Annotated in this window: 19 protein-coding genes; 16 read left to right on the top strand and 3 right to left on the bottom strand. The window is 68.5% G+C overall.

The window, feature by feature from the left end:
* Window positions 1-532: 532 nt before the first annotated feature.
* Window positions 533-1,099, top strand: a complete 567-nt coding sequence (locus R3E10_06580) for a hypothetical protein (protein ID MEZ4415402.1) — start codon at window positions 533-535, stop codon at window positions 1,097-1,099.
* A gap of 141 nt (window positions 1,100-1,240) precedes the next feature.
* Window positions 1,241-2,212 (top strand): hypothetical protein, encoded by a 972-nt coding sequence (locus tag R3E10_06575; GenBank protein ID MEZ4415401.1) that lies wholly within the window; start codon window positions 1,241-1,243, stop codon window positions 2,210-2,212.
* Between the two features lie 48 nt (window positions 2,213-2,260).
* Here R3E10_06575 and R3E10_06570 read toward each other — a convergent pair whose 3' ends face one another.
* Window positions 2,261-3,109, bottom strand: a complete 849-nt coding sequence (locus tag R3E10_06570; protein MEZ4415400.1) for a creatininase family protein — start codon at window positions 3,107-3,109, stop codon at window positions 2,261-2,263.
* Window positions 3,110-3,175: 66 nt separating this feature from the next.
* On the bottom strand, window positions 3,176-4,561 hold the full coding sequence (locus R3E10_06565; GenBank protein MEZ4415399.1) for a serine hydrolase domain-containing protein: 1,386 nt from the start codon (window positions 4,559-4,561) through the stop codon (window positions 3,176-3,178).
* A gap of 214 nt (window positions 4,562-4,775) precedes the next feature.
* Here R3E10_06565 and R3E10_06560 point away from each other — a divergent pair, with 214 nt between their 5' ends.
* Together R3E10_06560 and R3E10_06555 are read left to right on the top strand one after the other, a co-directional pair.
* Window positions 4,776-5,480, top strand: coding sequence for a response regulator transcription factor (locus tag R3E10_06560; GenBank protein ID MEZ4415398.1), 705 nt, complete (start codon window positions 4,776-4,778; stop codon window positions 5,478-5,480).
* Window positions 5,477-6,943, top strand: coding sequence for an ATP-binding protein (locus tag R3E10_06555; GenBank protein MEZ4415397.1), 1,467 nt, complete (start codon window positions 5,477-5,479; stop codon window positions 6,941-6,943). The genes R3E10_06560 and R3E10_06555 overlap by 4 nt, the downstream gene beginning before the upstream one ends.
* Here R3E10_06555 and R3E10_06550 read toward each other — a convergent pair.
* Window positions 6,940-9,351 (bottom strand): ADOP family duplicated permease, encoded by a 2,412-nt coding sequence (locus R3E10_06550; protein ID MEZ4415396.1) that lies wholly within the window; start codon window positions 9,349-9,351, stop codon window positions 6,940-6,942. The two genes, R3E10_06555 and R3E10_06550, sit on opposite strands and share 4 nt — an antisense overlap.
* A gap of 331 nt (window positions 9,352-9,682) precedes the next feature.
* Between R3E10_06550 and mutS the strand changes: the two genes are divergently transcribed.
* The 12 genes from mutS (at window position 9,683) to tgt (ending at window position 23,513) form a co-directional block, all read left to right on the top strand.
* Window positions 9,683-12,274, top strand: coding sequence for a DNA mismatch repair protein MutS (gene mutS, locus R3E10_06545; protein MEZ4415395.1), 2,592 nt, complete (start codon window positions 9,683-9,685; stop codon window positions 12,272-12,274).
* An 11-nt stretch (window positions 12,275-12,285) separates the two neighbouring features.
* Window positions 12,286-12,666 (top strand): energy transducer TonB, encoded by a 381-nt coding sequence (locus tag R3E10_06540; protein ID MEZ4415394.1) that lies wholly within the window; start codon window positions 12,286-12,288, stop codon window positions 12,664-12,666.
* Window positions 12,663-14,051 carry a pyridoxal-phosphate dependent enzyme gene (locus R3E10_06535; protein MEZ4415393.1) on the top strand — a complete coding sequence of 463 codons (1,389 nt, stop codon included), beginning with the start codon at window positions 12,663-12,665 and terminating at the stop codon, window positions 14,049-14,051. Before R3E10_06540 ends, R3E10_06535 begins: the two co-directional genes overlap by 4 nt.
* On the top strand, window positions 14,048-15,082 hold the full coding sequence (locus tag R3E10_06530) for a D-alanine--D-alanine ligase (protein ID MEZ4415392.1): 1,035 nt from the start codon (window positions 14,048-14,050) through the stop codon (window positions 15,080-15,082). Before R3E10_06535 ends, R3E10_06530 begins: the two co-directional genes overlap by 4 nt.
* A gap of 118 nt (window positions 15,083-15,200) precedes the next feature.
* Window positions 15,201-16,025 carry a rhomboid family intramembrane serine protease gene (locus R3E10_06525; GenBank protein MEZ4415391.1) on the top strand — a complete coding sequence of 275 codons (825 nt, stop codon included), beginning with the start codon at window positions 15,201-15,203 and terminating at the stop codon, window positions 16,023-16,025.
* A 137-nt stretch (window positions 16,026-16,162) separates the two neighbouring features.
* Window positions 16,163-18,253 carry an elongation factor G gene (gene fusA, locus R3E10_06520; GenBank protein ID MEZ4415390.1) on the top strand — a complete coding sequence of 697 codons (2,091 nt, stop codon included), beginning with the start codon at window positions 16,163-16,165 and terminating at the stop codon, window positions 18,251-18,253.
* A gap of 172 nt (window positions 18,254-18,425) precedes the next feature.
* Window positions 18,426-19,172, top strand: a complete 747-nt coding sequence (locus tag R3E10_06515) for a YebC/PmpR family DNA-binding transcriptional regulator (protein MEZ4415389.1) — start codon at window positions 18,426-18,428, stop codon at window positions 19,170-19,172.
* Window positions 19,173-19,191: 19 nt separating this feature from the next.
* On the top strand, window positions 19,192-19,695 hold the full coding sequence (gene ruvC / locus R3E10_06510; GenBank protein MEZ4415388.1) for a crossover junction endodeoxyribonuclease RuvC: 504 nt from the start codon (window positions 19,192-19,194) through the stop codon (window positions 19,693-19,695).
* The gene (gene ruvA / locus R3E10_06505; protein MEZ4415387.1) at window positions 19,692-20,282 is read left to right on the top strand and encodes a Holliday junction branch migration protein RuvA; all 591 of its coding nucleotides are present in this window, start codon (window positions 19,692-19,694) and stop codon (window positions 20,280-20,282) included. The genes ruvC and ruvA overlap by 4 nt, the downstream gene beginning before the upstream one ends.
* A gap of 5 nt (window positions 20,283-20,287) precedes the next feature.
* Window positions 20,288-21,322 carry a Holliday junction branch migration DNA helicase RuvB gene (gene ruvB / locus R3E10_06500; protein MEZ4415386.1) on the top strand — a complete coding sequence of 345 codons (1,035 nt, stop codon included), beginning with the start codon at window positions 20,288-20,290 and terminating at the stop codon, window positions 21,320-21,322.
* Window positions 21,319-22,374 (top strand): tRNA preQ1(34) S-adenosylmethionine ribosyltransferase-isomerase QueA, encoded by a 1,056-nt coding sequence (queA, locus tag R3E10_06495; GenBank protein MEZ4415385.1) that lies wholly within the window; start codon window positions 21,319-21,321, stop codon window positions 22,372-22,374. Before ruvB ends, queA begins: the two co-directional genes overlap by 4 nt.
* Entirely contained in the window at window positions 22,371-23,513 is a 1,143-nt protein-coding gene (tgt, locus tag R3E10_06490) for a tRNA guanosine(34) transglycosylase Tgt (protein ID MEZ4415384.1), read from the top strand. The genes queA and tgt overlap by 4 nt, the downstream gene beginning before the upstream one ends.
* Window positions 23,514-23,560: the final 47 nt, after the last annotated feature.

Below are 23,560 nucleotides of genomic sequence, written 5' to 3'. Positions count from 1 at the left end.
CCATGATCATCACGGGAGCGCTCGATTATCGTCTGGTTGTCTCTTGCCTTCCGACGATCCCGGACGATGCAGGCACGGCGTGTCGAGGGGCCCGCGACCGTTCGGCCCGCAACGAAGTCGTCATGCTGCGACAAGCGTTTCGTGTCGCTCCATGCATGGAACCGCGCCCACCGCAGTGCGATGCTGTTCAGCAAGGATGAGGGTAGCGATCGGAGAGACGGTCTCATGCTGACAACCGGTCGCGATCGTCCTGTAGCAGGGGAAGACCAAGGTCTGGCGCGTGTGCGGGTGCGCTTGGAGTGGTTCCTCCGGCCCCTGCTGCAGGGCGATTCCCTACTCGCACTTCGCTGAACCGCACGCGCCGCAACGGAGGAGAGTCGGGAAGATGCGTGTCGAAGACGGCAGGAGAGATGATCTTCCGGCGGACGTGCCGGGCAGAGCGACGAGCAGGGGCTCCCCGGTGTCTCGTGTGATTCCGCTGCTCTGCCTCGTGCCACTGATCTCGGTGTGTTCCGAGTCTCCTGGGCACAGGATGGGTGCAGCCGAGGTGCCGCTTGCGATGCCCCTGGCCGGGCTGGCGGATGCCGTGGATTCCTTCCCGAGCCCTCCGCGCACACCCGACCCGCGTCCCGTAGCGGCCCGACGCTTCGACTTCCTGTGGGGCAGCTGGACGGTGCGCAATCGCACCCTGGTCGATCGTCTCGCCGATTCGCAGGAGTGGCGCGAGTGGGACGCTACGCTCGACGTGATCCCGATCCTCGGCGGGATGGGCAGCGTCGACCGATTCCGAGCGGAGCGGGACGGGGCGTCCTACGAGGGTGTGACCGTGCGCCTGTTCGACCCGACGACCGAGCGTTGGTCGATGTACTGGATGGACGACCGCGGCCTACGCCTCACCCCCCAGGTCGGAGGCCCCATGGAGGACTGGGGCGGGGAGTTCCATGGAGCCGAGGAGTTCCGTGGGGATACGGTCGCACTGCGCTTTCGCTGGACGCACCCGACCGCCGGTACGGCCCGCTGGGAGCAGGCCTACCAGCGCGCCGACGGGACCTGGGAAGTCAACTGGACCATGGAGTTCACGCGACCGCGCGGCGGCTGACGCTTCAGGCTGGAGGCGCTCGCTTCGGTGCGGGGCGCCTACGTCACAGCGGAGTCGGTCCTACGCCATCGGCCCTGCCCGGACGGGGTCGTCCGCCACCGACCTTTCACCACGAAGCGATCTACCGACCAGGAAGGCATCGTGGACAATGATGGCGTCAAGTTGAGGAGGCGGGGGGCGCTCCTGTGGACTGCCTTGGTTCCGCTGGTCGGCGGGCCGGCCGCCGCGCAGACCCAGGCCGACACCGTTTGGCTGATCCGCCCGCGGGTCGAGAGCGCATGGAGCGGCATCGTGCCTGCAAGTGGACTCCGGCGGGGCCAGCCGGTCCGCGTTCGCTCAGAATCGGTCCTCTTCGACGGGTATTCGGAGCAACTGACCCCGGATGCCCTGCGCGTGCGGCAGGATGCCGGCGCAGTCTGGATCCGTCGCGCAGACGTCGACGAACTGTGGCTCCAACGGTCGGTCGCGTCCCGGTACACGGTACGGGGGCTCGGCATTGGTGCGCTGAGCGGAGGGTTGTTCCTCGGATGGTACGGGAGTGGCCTCTGCGACGCGGCGGACTGCAGCGGAGCGTTCATGGACGGATTCCAGACCGGAGCCCTCCTGGGTGCCACCGCCGGTGCAGTGATTGGGTATTGGATCGGGTACCTACGGCCCGAGTGGCAACGCGTCTTCGTGAGGCGCGTCGAGGATACACCGCCCGAGATGGGTGCGTACTTCGCCGCGATCGCACCACGGGTCGGAGGTGCTCCGCAACCCATCGCACGAGAGGGCTCGTCCAGCCGCTGGGGGCGTGCCCTCTGGGGCGGACCGTTCCTTGGCGGTACGACGGGCCTGGCCACCACGCTGATCACGGAGGCTGAGCCCGCGGCTGGAGCCATCTTCGGCGGCTTCGCGGGGCTGACAGGAGGACTGCTCGTAGCCTACAAGGAGCGGTCGAGGCCGTTGACGCGAGGTGAGGGCATCCGAAGGGGGCTCATCCCCGGCGCGATCCTCGGAGCTCTGGGGGGCGCGTCCAGCTTCGGACCGGCTGGGGCCGTGGTCTGGGCCGCCATCATGGGGCTTCCCAGTGGAGTGAGTGGCGCGCTGGTGGCGTCGGGAGCAGCGTCGTGAAGGGCCATCGAGTACCCGCACCCGACCCGTGCCTGGCGTTGGGGCCGCCTAGCGCCCGCGCGCCCGCCGGACGGCCCGCGCCGTGATCTCCGCTCTGTACCGCACCAGCCGGCGTCCGTTGGCGATCGTGGTTTCCAACGGACTCATCTCCACGCCGTTGATGCTGAACAGCCCCGCCTTCATGCGTTGTTCCGCGCGGATGCGGACGGGGTCGGTGGTCGCGATGATGGACTCGTAGTGATAGTCGTCGTGATAGCGTCCGCGGGTCGCGACGCATTCCGGAGGCTGCTGGTAGATCCCTAGCTCCGATTCGAGCAGGTGGCAGGAGTAGATGTCTTCGGTGTAGTACTCCGAGATGAAGTGCACACGGCTCGGGGCGCCGCCCCAACGGGTGTTCAGCGCCTCTGCCACCGCCTCCATCCCCCGCTGATTCCCACCGCTGTCGCCAATGAGCACGATGTCGGTGAAGCCATGCTGGGCGAGGCTTTCGACGATGTCGGTCAGGAGCGCTTCGAACGTCTCTTCACGCAGGCTGATGGTGGCGTGGTAGTTCATGTGTCCCGAGGGGGGATCGATGCTGCCCTCCGGGACGAACTTGACGATGGGAGCCACCAGGGCGTCACCCAGTTCGCGCGCAATCGCTTCGGCGGTGGCCTGCAGCACGAAGTTGTGCTTTCCCGCCGCAACGTACGGTCCGTTCTGCTCCACGCCCCCCGTGCCGACCACGATGGTGGTCTTACCCCCCTGGATGGCGTCGCGCACCTCCATCCAGGTCATCTCCTCGAGCCAGACCGTGTCGATTCCGTCGATGGGCCGCGGGGCATCGAGTTCCTGGCCGGCGGCCAGTCCCGTGAGCCGCCAGAGCCCGAGGCACAGAAGCAACGTGTAGGTACGCATGTGACCTCCTGAGGATGGAGGCGCAACCTACGTCAGACCGTGCGCAACGGCACGGTCGGATTGCCGCTAGCCGCCGCGCAGTGGCCGCCCCAGTACCATGGACGCGATGGCTTCGACCATGGCGCGCTCGCCGATGGCCCGCCCCTCGCCATTCGCCAGGAGGAGGACGCGCGAGCCCTCACCATTGGAGGCCTCGAGGATGAAGAACCCGCGGTCGGAGCCGCCGATGCCAACCCGGGCGCCCTGTTGCCACTGCGCGCCCTCGCCCTGAAGGAGTCGTCCGGCGTCGATGGCGTCGTAGTAGCGCTCCATGTCCTCCAGCGTCGAGAACATCCCTCCGCTTCCCATCACCAACCAGGACGTGGGGCCCCAGTTCGGCGGGATGTTGGGGATGCCCACCGTGCTGGCACCATATCCCGTCGCGAATGCGGACACGTCGAGCCCGAGCGACTCGCCGTAGAATCCGGTGCGGCTCATGCCGACGGGCTCGAGGATCTCCGAGCGCACGAAGTCCCGGTAGGTCGTGCCGCTCGCAATCTCGATCACCGCCGCCAGGAGGCCGAACGCGGAATGGGAGTGTCCGTCGCCGGAGCCGGGCTCGAACAGCAGCGGTTGCGCCAGGATCCGACGCACCGCCGTGTCCCGATCGATCCAGGCCAGATCGGGGTCCCAATCCACACCTGGGACGTCGTGGAAGTTGGGAAGGCCTGAGCCGCCGGTCATGAGATGACGAAGGGTGATGGCCTGCTTGTCCAAAGGCACGTTCGGAATGAACCGCGACAGGGGATCGTCCAGGCCCACCTGTCCGCGCTCCGCCAGGATCAGGATGGCGGTCACCGTGAAGTCGATCGGCGTCGAGCCGATGCCGAAGATGGTGTTGAGACGGATGGGCCGGCCTTCCCCGCGGTCGGCGAGGCCGTAGGCTTTCCGCAAGATCTCCTCACCGTCGTGGCGGGCCACGACCACCCCGCTGAACCCGGCCTCGTCCGCTGCGCGCTGAAACACCTCGGGCAGGTTGTCCCAGGTCAGATTATCGAACGGCGACGGAGGGAGCTCCTCCGCACCGAGCAGCTCGAGGTGCGTCACCTTCCCGGCACCGTCCAGGTGCAGCGAGATCGAGATCGTCCGTTCCCCACTCAGATGGAGCACCAGCCCTTCGCCGGCGCGTTCCACGGCCACGTCGTCCGTCGAGCCCTGGGCGGCGTCGCGCAGCTCCCGGAGCAGGGCGAGGAACGCCTCTCGCGTTGCGCTGTCCCGGTAGGTGGCGGACAAGCGCGCGTCCAGGAAGGACACGAGGGGAGCGTCTCCCGAACTCTCCAGCATCTCGATGAGGGCCCCGACGGCGGCGCGCACCTCGGGCGGGGGCCCCTCCTGGGCCGTGGACGAAGCCGGCAGCGCCAGTGCCATGAGAAGAGCGGACGCGAAGACGGACGAGCGGACCTGAGTGAACACGCACTGATCTCCGAAAGGGCAAACCGAGACTCCAATACCCGCAGTAGTGTGACACGGGGGCGTGAAGAGCGCATGAAGACGCCGCGCCTCGGTCCGGTTGCCAGGGCGGGTCCGCGCCTTCATATCGTCTTAACCCCGAGGAGGGAAGCTCCGGTTCTGGCGGGTCACTGACGATCCGCCTCCTGTCTCCTCTGTGATTGCGCCGGTCGATTCCATGGCAGTACGTCCAGGCCCTGCCCGCGTGCTCGTGGTGGAGGACGATCCCAAGACGGCCGAGATCGTCGCCCTGTACCTCCGCAGGGAAGGCCACCTGGTGCACGTTGAACACCGGGGCGATCGTGCGCTCGATCGCCTGCGGGAGCAGCCGTTCGACCTGGTGATCGCGGATGTGATGCTGCCTGGCACCGATGGGCTCGACCTCTGCCGGCAGGTCCGCGCTCGAGGAACGGTGCCGGTGATTCTGCTCACTGCCCGTACGCGCGAGGAGGAGCGTGTGGCCGGCCTCGACCTGGGGGCGGACGACTACGTCACCAAGCCGTTCAGCCCGCGGGAGCTGGTGGCCAGAGTCCGAGCGCTGCTGCGGCGGGCGCCCCCCGGCGGTGAAGACTTCGTGGTGGTGGGCGACCTGGTGATCGATCGGGCCCGGCGCGGCGTGCGCGTGGGAGATCGGGACGTGGAGCTCACGACCAGCGAGTTCGCTTTGCTGGAGGCGCTCGCTTCGCACCCTGGCCATGTGCGGAGCCGGGCCCAGCTTCTGGCCGTGCTGCCCGGGGGGGCGTCGGAGACCCTCGACCGCACGGTCGACGTCCACATCCGCAACCTTCGACGCAAGATCGAGCCGGTGCCCTCCCGTCCGGCCTACATCCGCACCGTGGTCGGAGCTGGCTATCGCCTCCTGGCACCGGAGACGGTGGGGTGAAGCTCTCCCTGCGGATCCGATTCTTTCTCACTTCCTGGCCGTTGGTCGTGGCCGCGGTGGCGGCGGTAGCCCTCGCGTTCGACCGGGGAGCCCGCCAGGAGTTCGCGGCTTTGGAGGACGTGATTCTCTCTGGCGAGAGCCCGCATCCGCTGGCCGCTCTCGCGGATACCCTGTCTGCCCACTGGGGCGAGATCGAGACGGGTGGAGCGGGGGCCCTGATCCGCATCGCCGACCGGGCTGCTGCCGGCAACGACCTCGTGCTCATCCCCTTGGACGGCGGCGCGATCCTGTCCACGGACTCGAGCGTGGACATCGTGGAGGGTAGCGCGCCGAACGCGGAGACGACGGTCTTCCGGCAGCGACTCGGCGCTCCTGGCGCACCGCAGGTGGGGGAGCGCCAGCTCGAGCTGAGTGGCGTGCCGGTGCGGTCATCCTCCGGCGTGTCGGTCGCCCGGCTCTATGTCCTGCCTCGCGAGATCGAGCCACCGACGGACGTGGTGCGCGCACTGCGCGCGCGCTTCCGACGCCTGCTCCTCGTCCTGGGAGGGATCGCCAGCCTGATCGCTGCAGTGGCGGCGGTGCTGCTGGCGAGCCCGCTGGTGGAGCGGGTCAAGCGGCTGCAACGGGCCGCCTCCGACGTAGGGGCCGGTGCCCTGGAGACCCGCGTCTCCGATCAGGGCACCGACGAGTTGGCGGACCTGGCTCGCTCGTTCAACGGCATGGCAGCCGCGTTGGAACGTGCGGAACAGCAGAAGCGGACCTTGGTGGCCGACGTGGCGCACGAGCTGCGCACGCCGCTGACCAACGTGGTCGGATTACTGGAGGCCATCGAGGACGGACTGCGCAGCCCGGACGCGGCGACGCTCGCGTCACTGCGCGAAGAGGTCGCCTTGCTGACCGGATTGGTGGAGGAACTCCAGGACCTCACCCTGGCCGAGTCGGGCCAGCTTCCCTTCCACCTGGAGCCCGTCGACGCAGTGGCCACGGTCGAGGCCGCGATCGCGGCGCTGCCGCCCTCGCACGTCCAGGTCCGGCTGGAGCCCGTCGACCCCGTCGCGCCGCGGATGGTCTGGGCGGATCAGCGGCGGCTCGCGCAGGTGCTGCGCAATCTGCTGGCCAACGCACTCACGCATACTCCGGCCGGGGGCACGGTGCGCGTCGCCCTGTGCGGGCGGGCGGATCACCTGGCTCTGCGCGTCAGCGACTCGGGAGCCGGCATCGCCCCCGAACACCTCCCCCTCGTGTGGGAGCGCTTCTACCGCGTCGATCCCGCACGCGGGCGGGGCAGCGGTGGCTCGGGGATCGGTCTGGCGCTCGTTCGCCAGCTCGTACACGGCATGCGGGGATCGGTGCGTGCCACCAGCACGCCTGGAATGGGCTCGACCTTCGAGGTGGAGTTGCCCCTGCCTGCCGACCCGCGCGAGAACCCGGAAAACGAGCGGAGCCGCGGAGGCGTACCCTAGCTCGATCGCAATGCCTCGGCGGGGTGGATGCGCGAAGCTCGCACGGCGGGCACCGCCGCCGCCAACACCGCTACGGAAAACAGCAGCGCGGCGACTGCTGCGATCGTGCCCGGATCGAACGGTGAGATGCCATAGAGCAGGGAGGCCAACAGACCGGAGCTCGCCCGCGACAACACCAGGCCCAGCGCCAGCCCCACCAGCGCGTAGCGGAGGCTCTGGGCGACGATCAGGCCCAGGATGCCACTGCGCGAAGCGCCCAGGGCACCCCGGATGCCGATCTCACGGGTGCGCTCAGCGACCATGGCGCTCAGCACGCCATAGAGACCCGAAGCCGCGAGCAGGAGCGCGGTCAGCGCGAAGGCGCCGAACAGCCAAACGGTGAAGCGACGCCGCGCTGTCGTTGCCTCGATCAGGTCCGGCAATGGTGCGGCATTGGAGAGCGGCACGCGCCCATCGACCGACCACACGGCATTGCGCACGGCAGCCAGGGCTGTCTCAGGATCCTGCGCCGTGCGCACGACCATGGATACGTAGGAGTCGATGAACAGCCACTGGTCGGCCGGTCCGTAGACCTGGAACTGGGGCGGCACGTCCAGGGCGCGCTGTCGGGTGTCGGCCACGACGCCCACGATCGTGCGCGCTGGGCTCGAGGGACCGCCCAGTCGAATCTGTTTCCCGATCGGGTCTTCGCCGACGAAGATGCGGTCGGCCATGGTAGTGTTGATCAGCACGACCGGGTCGGCATCGGCGTCGTCGGCGCTGCTCAGCGGGCGCCCGCGCTCGAGCGTCAGGCCCAACGCTCCCAGGTAGTCGCCCCGCACGCTGTAGCGAAGTGCCGCCGGCGCGTCGGCTGGATTGTCGTCGGGTCGATCGACGCGATGGACGCCCCAGGCGTCGTAGTTGGCGCCGAAGGGAAGCAGCGACGTGAAGGCGACCGCTTCGACTCCCGGGAGATTGGCCACCCGCTCCAGAACCTCCCGCTGAAAGGACTGAACCGCTTCTTGCTCCGCATACCGTGGCCCGATGGTCTGGAGGTCGAGGGCCAGCACGTGTCGCGGCTGGAATCCCACGTCCTCGGAAAGGAGGCGGCCGAGGGAGCGCAGCAGGAGGCCGGTCGAGGCGAGCAGCGTGACCGCCAAAGCGACTTCCACCGCAATCAGGGCGCCCCGGCCCCGGTGCCGCGCGCCCCCCACCGTCCGCAGGCCCTGGGCGGGTGCCCCGAGGCCGCCGCGCAGCACCAGCCAGGCGGGCCCCACGGGCACCAGCAGTCCGCAGAGCAGGGTCAGCACTCCAGTCGCGACCAGCACGCTCCCTTCCATCCGGGCGTCCGCCAGCCGTTGCAGTCCGGCAGGGGCGAGGGCTTTGACGGTCTCCAGCCCCCAGGTGGCCAGCACCAGAGCGAGGATTCCGCCGGCCACCGCCAGCAACACGCCTTCCACGAGGAGCAAGCGCAGCAGGCGCCCCCGGCCGGCACCCAGCGCGGCGCGGACGTTCAACTCGTCCTCGCGGCGCAGTGCCCGCGCCACGAGGAGATGGGTGACGTTCACACAGGTCAGACCCAGCACGAGCGCGACTCCGAGAAACAGCGCCCGGAACACGGGAGACAGCGTGGCGGTCAGGCGCTCCGGAAGCGGTTGCAGTGCCATGTCCGGTCCGGAATACAGCGTCGGATAGGTCTCGTGCAGAATGGCACCGATCGCATCGAGCTCAGCCCGTGCCTCCCCGAGCGTCACCTCCGGTGCGAGCCGCGCGAGCCCCTCCAGGTGACGACAGTCCCGACAGGCGCTTCCGTCCGTCTCCTGGTATCCCAAGGGACGCCAGATCTCCGCGAGCGGGTCGGCGGGACTGACGAACGCGGCGGGGAGCACCCCCACCACCTCGTAGGGCCGCTCGTCCATCAGCACCGTTTGCCCCACGATGCCGGGATCGGAGCCGAACCGTCGCACCCACAGCGCGTGCGACAGCACGACCACCTGGTTGGCTCCGGGCTGATCCTCCGCGACCGTGAAGAAACGGCCCAGCGCGGGCGGAAGCCCCAACGCCGCGAAGTAGCCGTGGGTGACGCTCTCCCCGCGAAGACGTTCGGGTGCGCCGTCGCCAGTGATGGAGGTGCTCCAGTGAGCGAGCGCGGAGACCGAGGTGAGCGTGAGCGATGCCCGCTCGATGTCGCGCGCCGTGAGCCAGCCGATGCGCGACGGCGATCCATCGGCCTCGCGCTCTCCGAAGACCACGATGCGCTCGGCGTCCGGGAACGGCGTCGGCTTCAGGAGCACCGGCCGGGCCACGGCGTAGATCGCCACCGAGCAGCCGATTCCCAGGGCGAGCGTGAGGGCACCCATCAGCACGTTGGACGGCCTGCGCGTGAGCCCACGCAGAGCGGCACGCACGTCGACCCACAAGGCGTCCATCCGTCTCCTCCGTCCTGGTGCCCCGACTCAGGGACCGCCACGATGTGCGCGGCGCTCCGCCGAGGGGCTCAAGGGAAAGGTCGTGCCACGGGTGCCCTGGTGCCGGATGGGGAAGTCCGGCAACGACTTGGGCAGCCGCGGCCTGTAGCGGCTCTGGAGTGGCCCCGTCCGATGTCGGGACGGACGTCCCAGGACCGGACGCCCGGCGCTGGGCCGCCATTGGTGACGGGCCCGGTTGATCCCGCGCCTCGCTGCGGGGTAACCTTCGGCGACCGCAGACCCGACCAGCCACGCCCCGGCCCGGATGCCCGCCACCCAGGACACGCCCCTGATGCAGCAGTGGCGAGACGTGAAGTCTCGCCATCCGGACGCCCTGGTCTTCTTCCGGGTGGGCGACTTCTACGAGTTCTTCAATCAGGACGCGGAAGAAGGGGCGCGGCTGCTGGGGCTTACCCTGACCTCGCGGAACAACGGCGCGGCGGGTGACGTCCCGCTGGCGGGGGTCCCGGCCAAGGCGCTGGACGACTATCTCGCCCGGCTGGTGCGGCTGGGCCGTCGGGTCGCCATCTGCGAGCAGGTCGAGGACCCTGCGTTGGCCAAGGGCATCGTCCGCCGCGAGGTGGTCGAGATGGTCACGCCGGGAACCGTGCTGCACGACGCCCTCCTGGAACCGGGCAAGAACGTCTGGGTGATGGCGCTGGTGCCGGACGGCGAGACCCGTGTCGGGACCGCGGCCCTGGACCTGTCCACGGGCCAGCTCGAGCTGCGGCTGGTCGCCGCCGACCATCTGGCCTCCGAGTTGGCTCGCACCCAGCCGGCCGAGCTGGTTTCGACGGAAGCGTTTGCCTCTGCGCTTCCACGTTCGACCGACGGTGCGGGGCCGACTCCTCTGCTGACCTTGCGGCCGGATTGGATCTTCCACCCGGAGGGCGCCAAGGAAGAGCTCCTGCGCAGCTTCGCCGTGCACTCCCTCGAGGGCCTCGGCTTCCATGAGGGGGACACCGCTTTGATCCGGGCCGCGGGAGCGCTCCTGCACTACGTGCGGGAGACGCAGCCCTCAGGGGTCGGACACCTGTCGCCGCCGCGAATCCATCGCTCGGGCAGCGTGATGGTGCTCGACGAGATGACCGTCCGGAATCTCGAGCTGGTCGAGCCGCTGCGGGCCGGGACCGGCGGCGCCACGCTGCTGCAGGTGCTCGGTCGCACCGGCACGCCCATGGGTGCCCGTCTGCTGCGTTGGTGGGTGTTGCACCCCCGGATCGATGCCGATGAGATCTGGGCTCGTCAGGATGCGGTCGCGGACCTCTTCGACGACCCAGTGCTGCGGGGCCGGCTGCGCGACGCCCTCGACCACGTGGGCGATCTCGAGAGGATCGCCGGCCGCCTGGGGACGGAGCGCGCGACGCCACGCGAGCTGCTCAGCCTTTGCCGCTCGCTTGCGCACATCGAGCCTCTCCCTGGGGTGTTGACGCCGGCGCGCTCGGAACGGTCGAGTGAGCTGCGCACGCGCCTGGATCCGATGACGGATGTGCGCGCGGTGCTGGAAGGGGCGCTGGCGGACGATCCACCCGCAGTGCTCGCTGACGGCGGTGTGATCCGGGAAGGCTACGACGCGGAGTTGGACGATCTGCGCCGCACTCGGGACGGGGCGGTGGACTTCATCGCGTCCCTCCAGGAGCGAGAGCGCCAGCGCACCGGCATCGGCAGTCTCAAGGTCGGCTATAACCGTGTGTTCGGATACTACCTGGAAGTGACGCACGCGCATCGCGGCAAGGTGCCGGACGACTACGTGCGCAAGCAGACCCTGAGCAACGCAGAGCGCTATTTCACGCCCGAGCTGAAGCAGTGGGAAGAGAAGGTCTCGACCGCCGAGGATCGCATTCGAGAGCTCGAGGCGCAGCTCTTCTCAGATCTCCGCACCGCGCTGGCCGCGGAGGTGGCTCGCTTGCAGCGGACCTCCCGGGCGGTTGCCGAGCTCGACGTGCTCGCCGCGCTGTCCGAAGTCGCGCGGGAGCGGGGATACGTTCGCCCGGAGGTCCACACCGGTTTCGAGTTGGAGCTGGTCGCGGGACGGCACCCGGTCGTCGAGACCATGATGGCTCGGGAAGACTTCATCCCCAACGACGTGCGGCTCGAGCCGGGCGCGCGCCTGATCATCCTGACCGGCCCCAACATGGCCGGGAAGAGCACCGTGCTGCGCCAGGTGGGACTGATCCAGTTGCTTGCGCAGATCGGGTCCTTCGTGCCCGCCGATCGGGCTCGGGTCCCCGTGGTCGATCGCATCTTCACCCGCGTCGGCGCCAGTGACAATCTGGTGCGGGGCCAGTCCACCTTCATGGTGGAGATGACAGAGACGTCCGCCATCCTGCACGGTGCCACCGAGCGCAGCCTGGTGCTCCTCGACGAGATCGGCCGCGGGACCTCCACCTACGATGGGGTGTCGATCGCGTGGGCCGTGAGTGAGCACCTGCACGAACGGGTGGGTGCCAAGACCGTGTTCGCCACCCACTATCACGAGCTCACCCAACTGGCGGACCTTCTGCCTGCTGCACGGAATATGAACGTCGTGGTCCGCGAGGTCGGGGAAGACATCGTCTTCCTCCGACGACTGGAGGCCGGAGGGGCGGATCGCTCCTATGGCATCCAGGTTGCACGCTTGGCCGGGCTGCCGTTGGAGGTAGTGGCCCGGGCGCGGGAGATCCTGGCCGAGCTCGAAGGTGCGCACAGCGCCGGAGGGGAAGGGTTGGGCCGACACGGAACCCACCGGCCGGCCAGCCAGGCTCCCCCGGATCAACTCGCGTTGGAGTTGGGCGAGCACCCGGTGCTCGCCGACCTGAGGGACGTGGAAGTGGATCGACTTACGCCGCTGGAGGCGTTGAACCTGTTGCACGCGTTGGCCGCACGCGCGCGGTCTCGCGGATGAGGAACCGAGGTGTGAACGGACGTCCGACATGGAAGCGCGCCGCCGGCGCAGGCCTGGTGGTGCTCCTGGGGGCTTGCAGCGGAGAGCGGAGGATCGAGCAGCCCGTCCCGCTCTACGGCGAGTCGCCGGTGGAGTATCCCCTCGAGCTCTGGGACCAGGGGGTCGAGGGCGAGGTGGTGCTGCGCGTCCTGGTCGATGAGGACGGTGCGATCGACAGCGTAGCCGTCGAGACCTCGAGCGGTCATCAGGGACTGGACAGCGCCGCCATCGAGGGCGTGCGCTCCATGCAGTTCACGCCGGCCCGGCTGAACGGACGGCGCACGGACGCCTGGGCGCGGGTACCGGTCCGATTCTCCAAGAAGCCCAGATCGGAAGGGGGCATCCCTCGATGAGTGAACGGCACTTGCAGCCGTATGACGACGTGCTCGAGATGGTCGGGTGGACGCCCCTGGTGCGGCTGCACCGCTTTGCCGAGGGCATCCGCACTCCGCTGTACGGGAAGTGCGAGTTCATGAATCCGGGCGGCTCCGTGAAGGACCGCATCGGCTTGGCCATGATCCAGGCTGCGGAACGGGCGGGGACGCTCAAGCCCGGAGGGGTCATCGTGGAGGCCACCAGCGGCAACACCGGGTTGGCACTGGCCATGACGGCCACGACCCGGGGATACCGCTGCATCTTCACCATGCCGGACAAGATGAGTCAGGAGAAGGTGAAGCTGCTCAGGGCCTTCGGCGCCGAAGTCGTCATTACGCCCACCGCGGTGCCACCCGATCATCCCGACAACTACCTGATGCGTGCCAAGGCCATCGTGAAGGAGACGCCCGGGGCGGTGTTGGCCGACCAGTTCTACAATCCGGCCAACCCCGAAGCGCACTACCGAAGCACCGGGCCGGAGCTCTGGGAACAGTCGAGCGGGCGCATCACCCACTTCTTCGCGGGAGCGGGGACCGGTGGGACCATCAGCGGCACGGGTCGCTTCCTGAAGGAGAAGAACCCCGATGTCCGCATCGTGGGGGTCGATCCCGAGGGATCGATGATCGGACCCTTCTTCCGCACGGGCGAGAAAATCGAGGGGAGTCCCTACAAGGTGGAGGGGCTGGGGAACGACAAGATCCCCGGCTCCCTCGATCTCGGCGTGGTCGACGAGTACAGAACCGTGAGTGACCGCGACGCGTTCCGGGCCGCGCGCAACCTCGTGCGCCAGGAAGGGCTCTTCGTGGGTGGGTCATCCGGGTTGATCGCTCATGCCGCGCTGGAGGTGGCGCGCGAGATCGACGACCCCGACGCTTTCCTGGTGACGGTCCTGTGCGATTGGGGCGAGCACTACCTGACCAAGCTCTTCGACGACGACTGGATGCGGGACAACGGCTTCCTGGAGCGCACCTCCCGTAGCGTGGCCGACCTCATGGGACGTCGCAACGGCGGAGCGCCGGCGCTGCTCTCGGCTCAACCGGGAACGGCCGTGCGCATGGCGCTCAGTACCATGAGCAGTCACGACATCTCTCAGCTTCCGGTGCTCGAGGGCGGGGAGTGTGTGGGTTCTGCCATCGAAGCCACGCTGCTGGCACGCGTCCTCGAGGATCCCAAGGTGCTCGATCAGCCGGTGGGCGACTTGATGGAGCCGCCTTTCCCGGTGGTCGACGAGTTGGCGCCCTTGGACGTGGTGACCCGGCTGCTGGCCCGGGAGAACCCCGCGGTCCTGATCCGGCGCGGCGGGGAGGTCGACGCGATCCTGACTCGCCACGATCTCGTGCGCAGCCTGACGGGGGGTGCGTGAACGATCGCCTGCGGGTGGCGGTGCTGATGGGAGGGACCTCCGAGGAGCGCAACGTCTCGCTCTCTTCGGGGGCGCAGGTGGCGCAAGCGTTGCGCGAGGCCGGACACGAGGTCGTCGCCATCGATTCCGCGCGCGGCCTTCTCTCCCCGGCGGACGAACGACGGCTGCGCGAGTCCGGCGTCCACGCCCAAGCGCCCGTCTCGACGGAGTTGGACGTCCTGCGTGGCGGCGACACCCGGGCCCTGACCCGGGCGCCCGAGGTCTCCGGAGCGGACGTGCTCTTCCTGGCCCTCCACGGCGGCGCCGGAGAGGACGGGACCCTGCAGACGCTGCTCGATGCGGCGGGATTGCCCTACACCGGCAGCGGTCGGGTCGGGTGCGCTCTGGCCATGGACAAGGACCTCACCAAGCGCCTCCTGCGCGACGCGGGGATCCCCACCCCCGACTGGATCCTGGGCGCGGCGGACGCCGACGCCGTGGTCGGGCGGCTCGGCCTGCCCGTGATCGTCAAGCCGGCGTCCGGTGGGTCGACGGTCGGCCTGACCCTGGTCAAGGACGCGGCGGACCTCGACCAGGCTACCGAGTTGGCGTCGCGCTCGGGCGACCTGCCCATGTACGAACAGTACGTGAAGGGCCGCGAGCTGACCGTGGGGATCCTGGGGAACGAGGCGCTCCCGGTCGTCGAGATCATCCCGGCTCACGAGATCTTCGACTACGAGTGCAAGTACCAGACGGGCCTGGCCCAGGAGATCGCGCCCGCCGATCTGATCCCCGAGGTGGCCTCCCAGGTGCAGGAGCTGGCGCTCCGGGTGCACCGGGTACTTCGCCTGCGGGACTTCAGCCGCGTGGATTTCATCCTGGACGCGACCGGCAGGGCCTGGTGCTTGGAGGCCAACGCCCTGCCGGGGCTGACCGCCAACTCCCTGCTGCCGAAGGCGGCCCTGGCCGCCGGTATCTCTTTTGCAGCCCTCTGCGACCGGATCGCGCGCATGGCCGTGGCCCGGTCGGCCCTGGGCACGGGTGCGGGGTAGCGGACCCCGGACCGACGACGTAACTAGTACCGAGCGGGGTCGGTGGGGCGCCGGGCTGGAACCCCCCCGGGATCCGCAGTGTTGTACCGAACCCGGGCTCCTCTGACCGTTCTGCCCCATGGCCTACACCGAGCGCATGCCGTTCGCTTTCCAGCTGACCCCCTGGGTCAAGCGTTTGATGATCGCGAACGCCGTGATGCTGCTGCTCTCGGTGCTTACGGACTACAGCTTTCTCGAGCGCTGGTTGGCCTTCTGGCCCAACCGGGCACTCACCCAGCCCTGGGGCTTCCTCACCTACATGTTCCTGCACGGGGGCTTCTGGCACCTCTTCTGGAACATGGTCGGGCTCTTCTTCTTCGGGCCGCCCCTGGAGTCGCGCTGGGGCTCGCGCGAGTTCATCAAGTACTACCTGATCTGCGGTCTGGGTGGGGCGGCGCTCTCCCTGTTCTTCCCGGCGCCCATCGTCGGGGCGTCGGCGGCGGTCTACGGCGTCATGCTGGCCTTCGCGATGAACTGGCCCGATGCCCCCATCTACCTCTGGGGCCTCCTGCCCGTGAAAGCCAAGTGGTTCGTGGGCTTCCTGTTCGTGGCTTCGCTCTTCAGCTCGTTGAGCGGCGGCGGTGGTGGCATCGCACACCTCGCGCACCTGGGCGGGCTGGTCACCGGCTTCCTCTACTTGAAGAGCGATTACTGGAAGCCCACAGCCCTGTCCACCCGGACGTCCCGTCCCCGCCCGCGTAGGCTCGCCATCGTACCTCGAGAAGAACGCGCGGAGAGCCAGCCGGCCCGCCCGACGCGTGGTCGCCGCGATGCCGACGAGGAACGGCTCCTGGACGAGGTCGACCGCGTGCTGGACAAGATTTCGGCGCAAGGGATGGAGTCCCTGACGGACCAGGAGCGCAGCCTGCTCGATCAGGTGTCGCGCATGCACCGCTCCAACTGAGCGGCCCGCAATCCAGGCATTCCTGGGCTCCTGCGGGGGCCCGCCACACCGCTTGACCCTCCGCTTCGGCGCCGCCTACGTTGCTGGCCCTTTCCGATCCGAGCGAAAGCCTCGGACTCGACCCTCAGGAGGCGCAGGTGGGGACAGCCAGGGAGTACACGACCGACCAGATTCGTAATGTCGCCGTGCTCGGTCACGGGGGATCCGGCAAGACCACCCTGATCGACGCTCTCTGCTTCACCGCCGGAACGGCCCGCCGACGCGGAAACGTCGACGATGGCCATGCCCTCACGCTCACCACCCCGGAAGAGGCCGATCACAAGATCTCGATGCAGCTGACCCCCGCCTATGCGGAGTGGATGGACGCCAAGATCAACCTGCTCGATACCCCCGGATACCTCGATTTCACGGGTGATGCGGTGGCGGCGGTGCGGGTGGCGGACGCGGCGGTGATCGTGGTCAGCGCCGTGGGCGGGGTCGAGGTCGGGACGGAGAAGGTGTGGGAGTACTGCGAAGCCCGGGGGCTTCCTCGCATGTTCTTCGTCTCCATGCTCGACAAGGAGCATGCCGATTTCAACGCGGTCTACCGCGAGATCAAAGAGCGGCTCTCCCCCAAGGCCCTGCCCGTGGAGATTCCGATCGGGTCGGGAGACGGATTTCGAGGGATCATCAACCTGTTCTCGGAGCGGGCCCACATCTACCAGCCGGGGACGCAGACCGGCGAGTACGACGAGGCGGACATCCCCGACGAGTTGAAGGCCCAGTTCGACCCCTGGGAGCAAGAGCTGCAGGAGACGATCGCCACCAGCGACGAGACGCTTCTGGAGCGCTATCTGGAGGGTGAGACCATCTCTCGCGATGAAGCCATCGAGGCGATGGCGCGCGCGGTGGCGCGCGGGGACGTGATCCCCGTCTTCTGTGGATCGGCGCGGCTCAGCTACGGGATGCGCGCCCTGCTCCGCAAGATCGTCGAATTGTTTCCCCATCCCGGCGAGATCGGACCGGTCCGGGCCCGGGACGGAGAGCGGGAGATGGAGCTGTTCCCCAACGGCGACAGCCCGTTCAGTGCGTTGGTGTTCAAGACCAGCGCCGAGCCCCACGTGGGCGAGCTCTCCTATTTCCGCCTCTACAGTGGTACGGCCGTCAGCGGTATGGAGGCCTACAACCCCGGCCGTGGCGGTTCGGAAAAGCTGAATCACCTCTCTGTGCCGCTGGGCAAGGAGCGGATCGAGGTACAGCGACTGCACGCCGGCGACATCGGCGTCATGGCCAAGTTCAAGGACACCCATACCAACGACACGCTCACCGCTCCGGGCCGCGAAGTGCAGCTGGAAGCCATCGCCTTCCCCCGGCCGGACATCGCCGTGGCGCTGAAAGGCGTCACGCGCGGGGACGAAGACAAGCTCGGCGAGGTGCTGCACAAGCTGAGCGAAGAGGATCCGACGCTGACCTCGGAGTTCAACGCCGAGTTGCACCAGACCATCGCGCGCGGACTCGGCGAGCTCCACCTCGACGTTCACATCGAGCGCATGAAACGGAAGTACGGCGTTTCTGTGGTGACGGAGCAGCCGAGGATCGCCTACCGGGAGACCATCACGCGGCAGGCCGAGGGGCAGGGCCGCTTCAAGAAGCAGAGCGGCGGCCGAGGCCAGTTCGGGGACTGCTGGATTCGCCTTCGTCCCATCGGGCCTGGGGAAGGCTATTCGTTCCAGGACTCCATCAAGGGCGGGGTCATCCCCGGCAAGTACCTCCCTTCCATCGACCGGGGGATCCAGGAGGCGGCCAGCAAAGGCATCTTGGCCGGCTATCCCGTGGTGGACTTCGCCGCAGAGTGCTACGACGGGTCCTACCACACGGTGGACTCCTCCGACATCGCCTTCAAGGTGGCCGGATCCATGGCGTTCCAGGCCGTGGCCGAGAAGGCCGGCCCCGTGTTGTTGGAGCCCGTCATGGAAGTGAAGGTCACCACGCCCGACGAGTACGTGGGCGACATCATGGGCGACCTGACCGGGCGCCGCGGGAAGGTGCAGGGGATGGATCCCGACGGTGGGCGGACCGTCATCACCGCCAGGGTGCCCGAGGCCGAACTCTACAAGTATGCCGCGACGCTGCGCTCCATGACCCAGGGGCGGGCCCACCACAGCCGGCGTTTCGCCGCCTACGAACAGGTGCCGCACACCGAGGCCGAGAAGATCATCGCCGCTCGCAAGGCCGAGAAGGACGCCTAGGCGACCCAGGGCGGCCCCGCTTTCGCGGCGCCTGGGCCTCGACCCCCCTTGCCTCCGCCCCGGGGCGCCCGATTGATCGGGTGTCCTGGGCGGGATAGCTTTGGTCCCCGAACAGATCCCCAAAGTCCCGAGGTTTTCCGCCCCGCCGGGCGGGTGTTCAGGAGTGTTTCCGGTGGCCGGTCATTCGAAGTGGGCGCAGATCAAGCGCAAGAAAGCCGTCATCGACGCCAAGCGTGGCAAGGTCTTCACCAAGCTGATCCGTGAGATCACGGTGGCGGCCCGGGAGGGTGGGGGTCACGCGGAGTTCAACCCCCGCCTGAGGCTGGCGATCGATACGGCCAAGGCGGCCAACATGCCTGCCGACAACATCGAGCGTGCCATCAAGCGAGGCACGGGCGAGTTGGAAGGCGTCTCCTACGAGGAAATCGTCTACGAGGGCTACGGTCCCGGCGGCGTGGCGCTCTACATCCAGACGCTGACCGACAACCAGAACCGGACCGTCGCGGAGGTCCGCCATGTCCTCGATCGCAACGGGGGCAATCTGGGCACGTCCGGCTCGGTGGCGTGGCAGTTCGCCCGCAAGGGACAGATCTACGTGGATGCCTCGGCCCACGGCGAGGACCAGGTGTTCGAGGCGGCCATCGAAGCTGGCGCCGAGGACGTGCGCCGGGAGGGCGACGAATACCTCGTCTCCACCGAAGTCGCTGACTTCCACGCCGTACAGCAGGCGTTGGGCGGGGCGGGTATCGGGATCTCCGACGCCGAGCTGTCCATGATCCCCAGCAATGAGGTGGATGTGGGCGGCAAAGAGGCCGAGCGTCTCATCAAGCTGCTCGATGCCCTCGAAGACCTCGACGACGTGCAGAAGGTCTACTCCAACGGCAACATCGACGAGGACATCCTGGCGGAGGCACTCTGAGCGTGCAGGATTCGTGTCCGTGATCGTCGTCGGGGTGGATCCGGGAACGCAGGCCACCGGGTACGGCGTCGTCGCGGCACGAGGCGGCGGCGCTTTTTCCTTGTTGGAGTGTGGGGTGATCCGCACGGCGTCGTCGGCGCCGCTGGCGCAGCGGGTGCGAGTGATCTACGAGGGTACGTGCCAGATCCTCGATCGCTACCAACCGCACTCGATCTCGGTGGAGCGAGTGTTCCAGGGCAAGAACGTGCACAGCGCGCTCACGCTCGGGCACGCACGGGGCGTTGTCCTTCTCGCGGCGGCGCTGCGCGACATCGGGATCGCGGAATACGCTCCGCGCGAGATCAAGAAGGCCGTGGTGGGCTTCGGTGGTGCGGGGAAAGACCAGGTCGCCTTCATGGTGCAGCGCATGCTCCGGCTCAAGTCGCCACCGACTCCCAGCGACGCGGCTGATGGCGTGGCCGCGGCGCTGTGCCATCACCTCTGCGGCGGGGTGACCGCCCTGGCCTCCGGGGGGGCGTCGTGATCAGCCGGCTCAAGGGCACCTTGGTGGCGAACGAGCTGGATACGCTCGAGGTCGAGACTCAGGGCGGAGTGGTCTACGAGGTCGAAGTACCGCTCACCGTCCTGTCGCACGTTCCCCGCTTGGGTTCGCCCATCGAGCTCCGCACCCTGCAGGTGGTCCGAGAAGACTCGGTGGCCCTGTACGGTTTCATCGAAGCACACGAGCGAGAGATGTTCAGGCGCTTGCTCACCGCTCCGGGGGTGGGTCCCAAGCTGGCGCTCGCGATGTTGTCGGCCATGTCTGCCCGCCGCCTGGCGCGCGCCCTGGTGGACAAGGAGTACCCGGTGCTCATGCAGATCAGCGGCGTGGGGCGCAAGAAGGCGGAGAAGCTGGTGTTGGAGTTGGCCGGCAAGGTCGAGGACCTCGCCGGGGGCGCTGCGGAGGACGGGGTGGTCCCGGCAGCGGGTCAGGAGGCCGTACGCGCGCTGGTGGCGCTCGGCATCCAGCACTCAGAGGCGGAGGCGGCCGTGCGCGCCGCGGTCGCCACCCTCCCCAACGCGGCCGCAGATCAGCTCATCCGCCAGGTGCTGGCGGAGCGGGCGGGCTAGGCTAGATGAGCGACCGCTACGAGATCACGACGCCCGAGGAGCTCTCGGAGGACGCGGCACCTGAGCTGTCGCTCCGGCCGCAGCGACTGTCCGAGTTCATCGGCCAGGACAAGGTGAAGGAGTCCCTCACCATCGCCATCGAGGCGGCGAAGGCTCGGAGGGAGCCACTCGATCACCTGCTCTTCCATGGCCCGCCCGGTCTGGGCAAGACCACGTTGGCGTCGCTCTTGGCACGCGAAATGGGAGTGAACATCAAGACCACCTCCGGGCCGGTGCTGGAGAAGCCGGCGGATCTGGTGGGGATCCTCACCAGCCAACGGGAAGGCGACATCCTCTTCATCGACGAGATCCATCGCTTGCGTCCGGTCATCGAGGAGTTCCTGTATCCGGCCATGGAGGACTATCAGATCGAGATCCGCCTGGCCGAAGGCCCGCGCGCCCAGACCATGACCATGAACGTGGAGCGCTTCACACTCGTGGGCGCCACCACCCGTTTCGGCCTGCTCACGGCCCCCATGCGAGCGCGGTTCGGCATCGTGGAACGGCTCGGGTTCTATCCGCCGCCGGAGTTGTCGGAGATCGTCACACGCAGCGCGGAACGGCTCGGTGTGGGGATCACGGCCGAGGGCTCCCTGGAGCTCGCCCGCCGCTCCCGTGGCACGCCCCGGGTGGCGCTGCGGCTCCTCCGCCGGGTTCGTGACTACGCGCAGGTGCGGGCGGCGGGCGTCATCGATCTGGAGGTGGCCCAGGCAGCGCTCCGCCTGCTGGATGTGGACGAGTACGGCCTGGACGAGATGGACAGCCGCGTGTTGAAGACCATCATCGAGAAGTTCGCGGGCGGCCCCGTGGGATTGCAGAGCTTGGCGGTCGCGCTCAGCGAGGACGTCTCCACCCTGGAGGAGGTCTACGAGCCGTTTCTCATCCAGAACGGCTTCCTCATGCGCACACCGCGCGGCCGACTGGCCACCGCCCGTGCCTACGAGCGCTTCGGGTACGAACCGCCGTCGGGCGCCGAGGGGCAGGGCACGCTTTTCGGGTGAGTGAGGGGTCACGCGGTTCCCGCGTTTCGGACTACGACTACGCCCTCCCTCCGGAACGCATCGCCCGCTATCCGGCGGAGAGGCGGGACGAGAGCCGACTGCTGGTGGTACCACGGCAGCGGGGCGCCTTCGAGCACCTTCGCTTTCGAGACCTTCCCGAGCTGATCGCGCCCGGTGACGTGCTGGTTCTGAACGAAAGTCGGGTGCTCAAGGCCCGCCTGCTGGGACAGAAGCCCAGCGGCGCGCCGGCCGAGGTGTTGTTGCTCCATCCCCTTTCGGGCGAAGGTGGCCGACGCTGGGCGGCACTGGTGCGGCCGGGAGGGAAGCTCAAGCCCGGCCGCTCGGTCGTGGTCGCCGACGACCTCACCGTCGAGATCGTGGATTCCACCGACGACGGCGGCCGTGTGGTCGAGCTGTGCACGCCGCTCTCCCCCGAGGACGCGATCGAACGCCACGGTCACCTACCGCTACCTCCCTATCTGGAACGCGAGGCGGAGGCGCTGGACCTCGAGCGCTATCAGACCGTCTACGCGGGCGTTCCCGGATCGGTGGCGGCTCCGACCGCCGGGCTCCACTTCACCGATCCCCTGCTGGAGCGGGTGCGGGGCAGGGGAGCGCACATCGCCAAGGTCGTGCTGCACGTCGGGGTGGGCACCTTCCGCCCCGTGGAGGAGGAGGACCCGTCCCTCCACCGGATGCACAGCGAGCGTTGGTCGGTGCCGGAGGCCACGGCCGCGCTGTTGGCCGAGGCACGCAGTCGCGGAGCGCGGATCTGGGCCGTGGGAACGACGGTCGCCCGCACCCTGGAGACCGCGGCGGACGCGCAGGGGCGCGTTGTGGCGGGGACGGGCGAGACGGAGCTGTTCATCCGGCCCCCGTTTCCGTTCCGCGTCGTCGATGTGCTCATCACCAACTTCCACCTCCCCCGTTCGACCCTGATGATGCTCGTGGCCGCGTTCGCCGGCTTCGATCAGACGCATGCCGCCTACGCCGAAGCGGTGGGGTCGGGGTATCGGTTCTATTCCTACGGCGACGCGATGGTTCTGCTTTGAGCGGGTTTCGCTTCACGCTGGAACAGCAGAGCGGCGCGGCCCGGACCGGGACGCTGGAGACGCCGCACGGCTCGGTCGCCACTCCCCGCTTCATGCCGGTGGGAACACTCGGTGCGGTGAAGACCCTGACCGCGGAGGAGGTCCGCCAGGCGGGCGCGTCCATGGTCCTGGCCAACACCTATCACCTCTACCTGCGTCCCGGGCACGATGTGGTGCGAGAGTTGGGTGGATTGCACGCGTTCATGCGGTGGGAGGGGCCCATCCTGACGGACTCAGGGGGGTTCCAGGTCTTCTCGCTCTCCAAGATCCGGCGCATCCACGACGACGGTGTCGTGTTCCAGAGTCACATCGATGGATCCTCCCACGCCTTCTCGCCCGAGCGGGCCATCGACATCCAGCGCGCCCTCGGGGCGGATGTGGTCATGGCTTTCGATGAATGCCCACCGGGGGGTGCCGACCGATCCACGGTCGAGCGCGCCAACGAGCGGACCGCGCGCTGGCTGGAGCGGTGCCGGGTCCATTTCGACGGATTGGCCCAGGACTCGGATGGGCCCGAGCAGGTGCTGTTCCCCATCGTCCAGGGCAACGTCTACGACGACCTCAGGCGTGCCTCCGTTCGTGACGTCCTCTCGATCGCTCCGTCCGTGGGATACGGCATCGGCGGCCTGAGCGTGGGGGAGGCCAAGCCCGACATGTGGAGGACGCTGGAGGTGCTCGACGGGGAGCTCCCGCGCGGCGCGGCCCGCTATCTGATGGGTGTGGGCTACCCGGACGACCTCCTGGAGTCGATCGCTCGCGGGTGCGACCTCTTCGACTGTGTGGCGCCGACCCGCAACGCGCGCCATGGGACGGCCTGGACGCTGGAGGAGGGCCAGATCAACCTGAAGGCCGGCCGCTTCCGCCTCGACCGCCGACCCGTCGATCCGGGCTGCGACTGCGCTGCCTGCGCCCAGTACGACCGGGCCTATCTGCGGCACCTGATCGTGTGCGGGGAGAGCCTGGCCCACCGCCTCCTCTCCGTCCACAACCTGCGCTTTCTGCTCCGGCTCACCGAGGAGGCCCGGCGGCGCGTGCTCGACGGGTCCTTCAGCGACTGGAGCCAGGCCTGGCTGGAACGCTACCGCGGTGGCCGGGGGTAGAGCCTCCGCGGCCCGCCCGATCCACGGCGCCCGCCCGAGCTTTCCAA

The organism is Gemmatimonadota bacterium (assembly GCA_041390105.1).
Taxonomy (GTDB): Bacteria; Gemmatimonadota; Gemmatimonadetes; order Longimicrobiales; family Gaopeijiaceae; genus JAGQIF01.
This window is presented reverse-complemented; position numbering and strand designations above follow the sequence as displayed.

Bases quoted from the DNA above. Each gene is read 5' to 3' on its own strand.
- R3E10_06525 (MEZ4415391.1), top strand. From the start codon at position 15,201: ATGGCCTACACCGAGCGCATGCCGTTCGCTTTCCAGCTGACCCCCTGG.
- mutS (MEZ4415395.1), top strand. From the start codon at position 9,683: ATGCAGCAGTGGCGAGACGTGAAGTCTCGCCATCCGGACGCCCTGGTC.
- ruvB (MEZ4415386.1), top strand. From the start codon at position 20,288: ATGAGCGACCGCTACGAGATCACGACGCCCGAGGAGCTCTCGGAGGAC.
- R3E10_06570 (MEZ4415400.1), bottom strand. From the start codon at position 3,109: ATGCGTACCTACACGTTGCTTCTGTGCCTCGGGCTCTGGCGGCTCACG.
- R3E10_06550 (MEZ4415396.1), bottom strand. From the start codon at position 9,351: ATGGACGCCTTGTGGGTCGACGTGCGTGCCGCTCTGCGTGGGCTCACG.
- R3E10_06580 (MEZ4415402.1), top strand. From the start codon at position 533: ATGGGTGCAGCCGAGGTGCCGCTTGCGATGCCCCTGGCCGGGCTGGCG.
- R3E10_06560 (MEZ4415398.1), top strand. From the start codon at position 4,776: ATGGCAGTACGTCCAGGCCCTGCCCGCGTGCTCGTGGTGGAGGACGAT.
- R3E10_06535 (MEZ4415393.1), top strand. From the start codon at position 12,663: ATGAGTGAACGGCACTTGCAGCCGTATGACGACGTGCTCGAGATGGTC.